Consider the following 8,213-nt stretch of genomic DNA (forward strand, 5'->3'; position numbering starts at 1 on the left):
CAAAGGCCGACCCCGAGTGCACTCTCCTGCGCCAAATGGGGGAAGGTAGAGGCAGTCAGGGCACCTCGAAGAAGAGGCACTACGTCGGTGAGGGATGACGTGAGCGACAACTCTGTAGTACTCCGGTACGCGGACGGTGAATACACCTACCCGGTGGTCGAGAGCACCGTCGGTGACCAGGGCTTCGACATCTCGAAGCTGCGGGCCCAGACCGGGCTCGTCACCTTGGACAGTGGCTACGGCAACACCGCCGCCTACAAGTCCGCGATTACCTACCTCGACGGTGAGCAGGGCATCCTGCGCTACCGCGGTTACCCGATCGAGCAGCTGGCCGAACGTTCGACCTTCATCGAGGTCGCGTACCTGCTGATCAACGGTGAGCTGCCGACCGTCGACCAGCTCGCGTCTTTCCGCAACGAGATCACCCAGCACACGCTGCTGCACGAGGACGTGAAGCGCTTCTACGACGGCTTCCCGCGCGACGCGCACCCGATGGCGATGCTGTCCTCCGTGGTCAGCGCGCTGTCGACGTTCTACCAGGACAGCCACAACCCGTTCGACGAGAAGCAGCGCAACCTCTCGACGATCCGGCTGCTGGCCAAGCTCCCGACGATCGCGGCCTACGCGTACAAGAAGTCGGTCGGCCACCCGGTGGTCTACCCGCGCAACGACCTCGGCTACGTCGAGAACTTCCTGCGCATGACCTTCTCCGTGCCGGCCCAGGAGTACGACCTGGACCCGGTCGTGGTCGCGGCGCTCGACAAGCTGCTGATCCTGCACGCGGACCACGAGCAGAACTGCTCGACCTCCACCGTGCGTCTGGTCGGCTCCTCGCAGGCGAACATGTTCGCCTCGATCTCGGCCGGCATCTCCGCGCTGTGGGGCCCGCTGCACGGCGGCGCCAACCAGTCCGTTCTGGAGATGCTGGAAGGCATCAAGAACGACGGCGGCGACGTCGACGCCTTCATCCGCAAGGTGAAGAACAAGGAAGACGGCGTCCGCCTCATGGGCTTCGGACACCGCGTCTACAAGAGCTTCGACCCGCGGGCGAAGATCATCAAGGCGGCGGCGCACGACGTCCTCTCCTCGCTCGGCAAGAGCGACGAGCTGCTCGACATCGCGCTCAAGCTGGAAGAGCACGCGCTGGCCGACGAGTACTTCGTCTCCCGCAACCTCTACCCGAACGTGGACTTCTACACCGGCCTGATCTACCGGGCCATGGGCTTCCCGACCGAGATGTTCACCGTGCTCTTCGCGCTCGGCCGGCTCCCCGGCTGGATCGCCCAGTGGCACGAGATGATCAAGGAGCCGGGTTCCCGCATCGGCCGCCCGCGCCAGATCTACACGGGCGAGGTCCTGCGCGACTTCGTGCCCGTAGAGGCCCGCTGACCCGAGGCTCTCCGGCCGCGCGGCGTGAAGCCGCGCGGCCACCCCACGCGTTGCAAAGTGTTGGGCACACGTGCTGGTCACAGGTGCTGGGCACGCGAAAAGCGCCCCGCCGTCGATCCCCCCACGGGTCGACGGTCGGGGCGCTTTCCTTTTCCCCGAAACGGACTCCCCCCACGGGATCCGAGCCGGGGCGTCGGTGTGCCGGGACCCGTTCGGGTCGGGAGGGCCGCTCAAAGCCTCCCGCGGGCACGTGTCCCGGCGGCTGACACCACGGAAAACCCCCAAGGTTCCCGTGAAACGTCCCCCAAGACGTTCTTGGCATCGCCCCATTAGACCCATGACGACCCCGGATGGTTACGTTGCGGTCACTGTGATCTGCGTCTCCCGTGAAGGAAGTGTGTGGGGGGAGAGGAGAAGATCCACTAGCGGAAGGAGCGCAATCGGAGGCTGTTGCTCACCACGAAGACGGAGGAGAAGGCCATCGCGGCCCCCGCGATCATCGGATTGAGCAGGCCGGCGGCCGCCAGCGGCAGGGCCGCCACGTTGTAGCCGAAGGCCCAGAACAGGTTGCCCTTGATCGTGGCCAGGGTCCGGCGGGAGAGCCGGATCGCGTCCGCCGCCACCCGCAGGTCGCCCCGTACGAGGGTCAGGTCGCCCGCCTCGATGGCCGCGTCGGTGCCGGTTCCCATGGCCAGCCCCAGGTCCGCCTGGGCCAGGGCGGCCGCGTCGTTGACCCCGTCGCCGACCATGGCGACCGTACGGCCCTCGGCCTGGAGACGGCGTACGACGTCCACCTTGTCCTGCGGGAGCACCTCGGCGATCACCTCGTCGATGCCCACCTCGCGGGCCACCGTCTCGGCGACGGCCTTGTTGTCGCCGGTCAGCAGGACCGGGGTGAGGCCCAGGGCCCGCAGCCGGGTGACCGCCTCGGCGCTGGTCGCCTTGACCGCGTCGGCCACCGTCAGCACCCCGCGCGCCTCGCCGTCCCACGCCACCAGGACGGCGGTGCTCCCCTCGGCCTCGGCGGCCGCCTTGGCCCCGGCGAGTCCGGCGGGCAGGGTGATCGACCAGTCGGCGAGCAGCTGCTCGCGGCCCACCAGGACGGCGTGCCCGTCGACCACGCCCTGGACGCCGAGGCCGGAGACGCTCTTGAAGTCCTCCGGGACCGGCAGGGCGCCGGCCCTCTCGGCCGCCGCGGAGGCGATGGCCCGGGCGATCGGGTGCTCCGAGGCGTGCTCCAGGGACCCGGCGAGGCGCAGCAGTTCGCGCTCGTCGACGCCCTCGGCGGCGAAGACGCCGGCGAGGCTCATCCGGCCGGTCGTGACCGTCCCGGTCTTGTCCAGGACGACGGTGTCCACGCGGCGGGTGGACTCCAGCACCTCCGGGCCCTTGATCAGGATCCCGAGCTGCGCGCCCCGCCCGGTGCCGACCATCAGGGCGGTCGGGGTGGCCAGGCCCAGGGCGCACGGGCAGGCGATGATCAGGACGGCCACGGCGGCGGTGAAGGCGGCGGTGGCGTCGTCGGTGATCAGCAGCCAGCTGACCCAGGTGCCGAGCGCGAGGACCAGTACGACGGGCACGAAGATCCCGGAGATCCGGTCGGCGAGGCGCTGCACCTCGGCCTTGCCGTTCTGCGCGTCCTCCACCAGCCGGGCCATCCGGGCGAGCTGGGTGTCGGCGCCGATCCGGGTGGCCTCGACGACCAGGCGTCCGGAGGCGTTGACGGTGGCCCCGGTGACGGAGTCGCCGACGGAGACCTCGACCGGGACGGACTCGCCGGTCAGCATGGAGGCGTCCACGGCGGAGCTGCCCTCGACGACGGTGCCGTCGGTGGCGATCTTCTCGCCGGGGCGCACGACGAAGCGGTCGCCGACCGCGAGTGCGCTCACCGGGATGCGGATCTCGCGGCCTTCGCGCAGGACGGTCACGTCCTTGGCGCCCAGTTCCAGCAGGGCCTTGAGGGCCGCGCCCGCCTTCCGCTTGGAGCGGGCCTCCAGGTAGCGCCCGAGCAGGATGAAGGAGACGACCCCGGCCGCGACCTCCAGGTAGATGGCGGAGGAGCCGTCGGTGCGAGAGACCGTGCCCCCCTGAACTGTGAAGAGGTCGAAGCCGTGCCGCATGCCGGGCATGCCCGCGTGGCCGAAGAACAGGGCCCACAGCGACCAGGCGAAGGCGGCGAGGGTGCCGACCGAGACCAGGGTGTCCATGGTGGCGGCGCCGTGCCGGGCGTTGGTCCAGGCGGCCTTGTGGAAGGGGAGGCCACCCCAGACGACGACGGGGGCGGCGAGGGTCAGCGAGAGCCACTGCCAGTTGTCGAACTGGAGGGCCGGGACCATAGCGAGCAGGACCACGGGCAGGGCGAGCGCGGCGGAGACCAGCAGCCGCTGGCGCAGGGCGGCGAGCTCGGGGTCGCGCGTGGCCTCGGCCAGGTCTTCCCGGGCGGCCACGGGGGCGGGCGGCGGGGGCTCCTCGGCGGTGTACCCGGTCTTCACGACGGTCGCGATCAGGTCCGCGACCCGGACGTCACCGCTGTACGAGACCTTGGCCTTCTCGGTGGCGAAGTTCACCGTGGCCTCGACGCCGTCCATCCGGTTGAGCTTCTTCTCGATGCGGGACGCGCAGGAGGCGCAGGTCATTCCGCCGATCGAGAGCTCGACCGCCGCTATGGGTCCGTCGTGCACTGTGCTGGTCATGTTCCGGCTCCAGGGGGAGGGCCGGGCCGTACGGAACCAGTATGAGCTGGCCGGTACGGCCCGGCGGGATGCTGCGGGGTGCTGCCAGGTTGCGGGACGCCTCAGAGCCGGCCGGCGAACTCGTATCCGGCCTCGTCCACGGCGGCGCGGACGTCCTCGTCGGCGAGCGGGGCGGCGGAGTCGACGGTGACCTCGCCGGTCGCGGCGACGGCCTTGACCGAGCTGACGCCCGGCAGGGCGGAGATCTCACCGGTCACCGCGCCCTCGCAGTGTCCGCAGGTCATGCCGGTCACCCGGTAGACGGTGGTGGTCTGGGTGTCCGTCTCGGCGGTCATGTCGTTCTCCTCTTCAGGGGCCTGTCCGGTCGCCGGGCGAGGGCGGCGGATCCCTCCACCGTCCTCCCGACACTTCGAGACTATACCCCTGGGGGGTATGAATGCGAGCGTCGGCGTCCAGTTCTTCCGCGCCGTCGTCCAAAAACCGGCCGCCATGGCCGAGAGGCCGTGCGCCCGTCAGTCCTCGCGGCGGCCCCGGTTGCCGGGCCGGCGGGCCACCCAGGCGCGCACGGTGTCGGCGTACCAGTAGGGCTTGCCGGCCTCCACGTGATCGGGCGGGGGGAGCAGGCCGTGCTTGCGGTACGAGCGCACGGTGTCCGGCTGGACCTGGATGTGGGCAGCGATCTCTTTGTACGACCACAGCTGACGGTCGCTCATGCGGGACACCTCCTTGTCCACGCCGCGGGGGCGGCCTGGAGGCCGTCGGGGGGAGCCGGCGCGTGGACACTGCCGATCACTCGCGTTGTGCCCGGGGAACGACGCGAAGTGAGGCCGGGGGAGGGTCTGTCGACCGCCTGTGACGGAAAACCCGCGTCATGCGGATATGCGTGACACAAAGGCGACCCCTGTGACATAAGCGCCACAGGGGTCGAGGGGGGAGTGCGGGAGCCGGGAAAGGGCCGTCAGCGGTACAGCGCCGGCCGTTCCACCAGCTTCACGACGGTCCGTACGCCGCTGCGCGCGGCCGCGAGGCCCGCCTCCGAGACGGCGGCCGCCGCGTAGCCGTCCCACGCGTCGGGCCCCGCCACCAGGCCGCGGCCGGCCGCCGCCACCCAGCGCCGCAGCTGCCGGTCGTAGGCGTCGGCGAAGCGCACCGTGAAGTCCTGGTCGATCTCACCGCCCCACCGGCCCGCCGACTGCACCACCATCGCGTGGCCGTCGCCGATCCGGGCACTGCCCGACTCGCCGACCGCCTCGCACTGCACCTGGTAGCCGAAACCGCAGTTGACGAAGATCTCCACGTCGACGACGGCCCCGCCGGAGGTCTCCAGCAGCACCAGCCGGGGATCGCGCAGCCCCTCGGGGGCGGCCGCCGTGGGCCTCGGGGAGAGCACGGTGACGGCGGTGACCTCCTGCCCCAGCAGCCAGCGGGCCGCGTCCACCTCGTGCACCACGGAGTCGCTGATCAGCATGTCGCTGGTGAAGAAGGACGGCGAGGAGGCGTTGCGGTGCCGGCAGTGCAGGAAGAGCGGCCGCCCGATCCCGCCCGCGTCCAGCAGCGCCTTCAGCCGCTCGTACTCGGCGTCGTGCCGCCGCATGAACCCCACCTGCACCAGCCGCCGCCCCAGCCGCTGTTCGGCCTCCATGACGCGCAGTGCCCCCGCCGGGTCCGGGGTCAGCGGCTTCTCGCACAGCACCGGCAGCTCCCGCTCCAGGGCGTGCAGGATCGCTTCCTCATGGGCGGGCCCGGGGGAGGCGATCAGTACGGCCTGCACCCCGGGGGCGGCTATCGCGGCCGCCGGGTCGGTGTGAGCGCTCGCGCCGTCCAGGGCGCCCGCGACCTCCTTGACCCGGTCCCCGTCCGGGTCGGCCACGGCCACCACCCGGGCCCCGCCCACGCTCCGCCCGATCCGGCGCACGTGATCGGCGCCCATCTTCCCGGTGCCGATGACGGCGATGCCGAGGGTCCTGCTCATGTCCAGTCCTCCTTCAGGCGCCACAAGAGCGCAGATAGGCACGGGTACGGCGGGCGATCGGCAGCGGCCGGTCGGGCGGGCACGGGTACATGTCCTGCTCCACGATGGCGAACAGGTCCACCCCGAGCCGCTGGGCCGCCGCCAGTACGGGCTCCAGCGCGGGCACGCCGGACGGCGGTTCGCACATCACCCCGCGGCCCACGGCCGGCCCGAAGGGCAGCTCCTGCGCGACGACTTCGGCGAGGATCCGCGGGTCCACCTGCTTGAGGTGGAGGTAGCCGATCCGCTCGGCGAAGGTCTCCACGGCCTGCACGCTGTCGCCGCCGCAGTACGCGTAGTGCCCCGTGTCCAGGCAGAGGGAGACGAGGCCGGGGTCGGTGGCGTCCAGGAAGCGGGCCACGTTCTGCGGGGTGTCGATGTGGGTGTCGGCGTGCGGGTGCACGACGATCCGCAGCCCGTACCGGTCCTGGACCTCCCGGCCCAGGCGCTCGGTCTGGGACGTCAGTTCACGCCACTGTGCGGGCGTGAGGGTGCGGTCCTCCAGCACCTCCCCGGTCTTGTCGTCCCGCCAGAAGGAGGGGATGACGACGAGATGGGCCGCGCCCACGGCCCGGGTGAGCGCCGCGATCCGCGACACGTGCTCCCAGGTGTCCTCCCATACGGCGGGGCCGTGATGGAGTCCGGTGAAGACGGTTCCGGCGGAGACCCGCAGTCCGCGCTTGGCCGTCTCCTCGGTGAGGCGGGCGGGATCGGTGGGCAGGTAGCCGTACGGGCCGAGCTCGATCCACTCGTACCCGGCGTCGGCGACCTCGTCGAGGAAGCGCACCCAGGGGGTCTGCCGGGGGTCGTCGGGAAACCAGACACCCCAGGAGTCCGGAGCCGAACCGATGCGGATACGGGTCAACGCGGGCGGGGAGGACGTCATAGCGCCACCTTAGGGTGGAGGACGAGTGGGAGGACTGACTGTGACCGGCACCGGCGATCCGTTCGCGTTCGACCTGATCACGATGGGCCGGATCGGGGTGGATCTCTACCCGTTGGCGACCGGCGTACCACTGGCCGAGGCGGAGACCTTCGGCAAGTTCCTCGGCGGCTCCCCGGCCAACGTGGCCGTCGCGGCGGCCCGGCTGGGACGGCGGGTGGCGGTGATCACCCGTACCGGCGCGGACCCCTTCGGCGGGTATCTGCGCTCCGAGCTGCGGGGGTTCGGGGTGGACGACCGGTGGGTGACCGAGGTCGCGGGCCTGCCCACCCCGGTCACCTTCTGCGAGATGTTCCCGCCGGACCGGTTCCCGCTGTACTTCTACCGGCTGCCGAAGGCCCCGGACCTGGAGATCGCGGCGGACGAGCTGGACCTGGACGCGGTACGGGCGGCCCGGGTGTTCTGGATGACGGGAACGGGCCTGAGCGAGGAGCCCTCGCGGGCGGCGACGCTGGCGGCGCTGGAGGCCCGCGGCGGCTCCGCCGGGACGACGGTGTTCGACCTGGACTGGCGGCCGATGCTCTGGCGGGAGAAACCGGGGCCGTACTACGAGCGGGCGCTGGCCCGGGCGACGGTGGCCGTCGGGAACGTGGAGGAGTGCGAGATCGCCACGGGGGAGTCCGAGCCGTACGCGGCGGCGCGGGCGCTGCTCGCCGCCGGGGTGGAACTGGCGGTGGTCAAACGGGGCCCGGAGGGCGTGCTGGCGGTCCACCGCGACGGAACGGTGGCGGAGGTCCCGCCGGTACCGGTCCGGGTGGTGAACGGGCTGGGGGCGGGCGACGCGTTCGGCGGGGCGCTGTGCCACGGGCTGTTGGCGGGATGGGACTTGGAGACGGTGATGCGGTACGGGAACGCGGCGGGGGCCATCGTGGCTTCGCGGCTGGCGTGTTCGAGCGCGATGCCGTTTCCGCCGGAGGTCGAGGAGGTGTTGGGCCGTGCCGGTGGTGTCTGAGTGGGGGATGTCCTGGACGAGGCTGGTCGTCCTCGACCTGGCGCCGGGGGAGGTGCACGGGTTCGCGTGCGGGGAGTCGGAGTGGATCGTGCTCCCGCTGGCGGGCGGGTGTGAGGTCCGCTGCTGGGGCGCTGCCCCAGACCCCGCGCCTCAAACGCCGGCGGGGCTGAAACATCCCAACTCCCCCAAGCTTTGGGGTGGGGGGGTTTGGGGGGGCGGACCCCA

General features: G+C 71.4%; 7 protein-coding genes. 2 read left to right on the top strand and 5 right to left on the bottom strand.

Annotation, left to right across the window (positions count from 1 at the left end; genetic code table 11):
• Positions 1 to 99: 99 nt before the first annotated feature.
• Positions 100 to 1,389, top strand: a complete 1,290-nt coding sequence (locus tag ACZ45T_RS04325) for a citrate synthase (RefSeq protein ID WP_385403564.1) — start codon at positions 100 to 102, stop codon at positions 1,387 to 1,389.
• Positions 1,390 to 1,811: 422 nt separating this feature from the next.
• Here ACZ45T_RS04325 and ACZ45T_RS04330 read toward each other — a convergent pair whose 3' ends face one another.
• The 5 genes from ACZ45T_RS04330 to ACZ45T_RS04350 all read right to left on the bottom strand — a co-directional run bounded on the left by ACZ45T_RS04330 (position 1,812) and on the right by ACZ45T_RS04350 (position 6,979).
• Positions 1,812 to 4,082: a heavy metal translocating P-type ATPase gene (locus ACZ45T_RS04330; RefSeq protein WP_468437334.1), complete on the bottom strand. Its 2,271-nt coding sequence runs from the start codon at positions 4,080 to 4,082 to the stop codon at positions 1,812 to 1,814.
• Positions 4,083 to 4,183: 101 nt separating this feature from the next.
• Complete coding sequence (locus ACZ45T_RS04335) at positions 4,184 to 4,417, bottom strand: heavy-metal-associated domain-containing protein (RefSeq protein WP_468437336.1); 234 nt, start codon at positions 4,415 to 4,417, stop codon at positions 4,184 to 4,186.
• 177 nt (positions 4,418 to 4,594) lie between these two features.
• On the bottom strand, positions 4,595 to 4,795 hold the full coding sequence (locus ACZ45T_RS04340; protein WP_468437338.1) for a helix-turn-helix transcriptional regulator: 201 nt from the start codon (positions 4,793 to 4,795) through the stop codon (positions 4,595 to 4,597).
• A gap of 245 nt (positions 4,796 to 5,040) precedes the next feature.
• Complete coding sequence (locus tag ACZ45T_RS04345) at positions 5,041 to 6,054, bottom strand: Gfo/Idh/MocA family protein (RefSeq protein WP_468437340.1); 1,014 nt, start codon at positions 6,052 to 6,054, stop codon at positions 5,041 to 5,043.
• A 13-nt stretch (positions 6,055 to 6,067) separates the two neighbouring features.
• Positions 6,068 to 6,979, bottom strand: coding sequence for a sugar phosphate isomerase/epimerase family protein (locus ACZ45T_RS04350; RefSeq protein ID WP_468437342.1), 912 nt, complete (start codon positions 6,977 to 6,979; stop codon positions 6,068 to 6,070).
• A gap of 25 nt (positions 6,980 to 7,004) precedes the next feature.
• On the opposite strand from ACZ45T_RS04350, the gene iolC reads away from it, so the two are divergent.
• Positions 7,005 to 7,988: a 5-dehydro-2-deoxygluconokinase gene (gene iolC / locus ACZ45T_RS04355; RefSeq protein ID WP_468437344.1), complete on the top strand. Its 984-nt coding sequence runs from the start codon at positions 7,005 to 7,007 to the stop codon at positions 7,986 to 7,988.
• The last annotated feature ends 225 nt before the right edge of the window (positions 7,989 to 8,213 follow it).

Source organism: Streptomyces sp. NPDC030995 (assembly GCF_055571215.1).

Bases quoted from the DNA above. Each gene is read 5' to 3' on its own strand.
- ACZ45T_RS04330 (WP_468437334.1), bottom strand. From the start codon at position 4,082: ATGACCAGCACAGTGCACGACGGACCCATAGCGGCGGTCGAGCTCTCG.
- ACZ45T_RS04335 (WP_468437336.1), bottom strand. From the start codon at position 4,417: ATGACCGCCGAGACGGACACCCAGACCACCACCGTCTACCGGGTGACC.
- ACZ45T_RS04340 (WP_468437338.1), bottom strand. From the start codon at position 4,795: ATGAGCGACCGTCAGCTGTGGTCGTACAAAGAGATCGCTGCCCACATC.
- ACZ45T_RS04345 (WP_468437340.1), bottom strand. From the start codon at position 6,054: ATGAGCAGGACCCTCGGCATCGCCGTCATCGGCACCGGGAAGATGGGC.
- ACZ45T_RS04350 (WP_468437342.1), bottom strand. From the start codon at position 6,979: ATGACGTCCTCCCCGCCCGCGTTGACCCGTATCCGCATCGGTTCGGCT.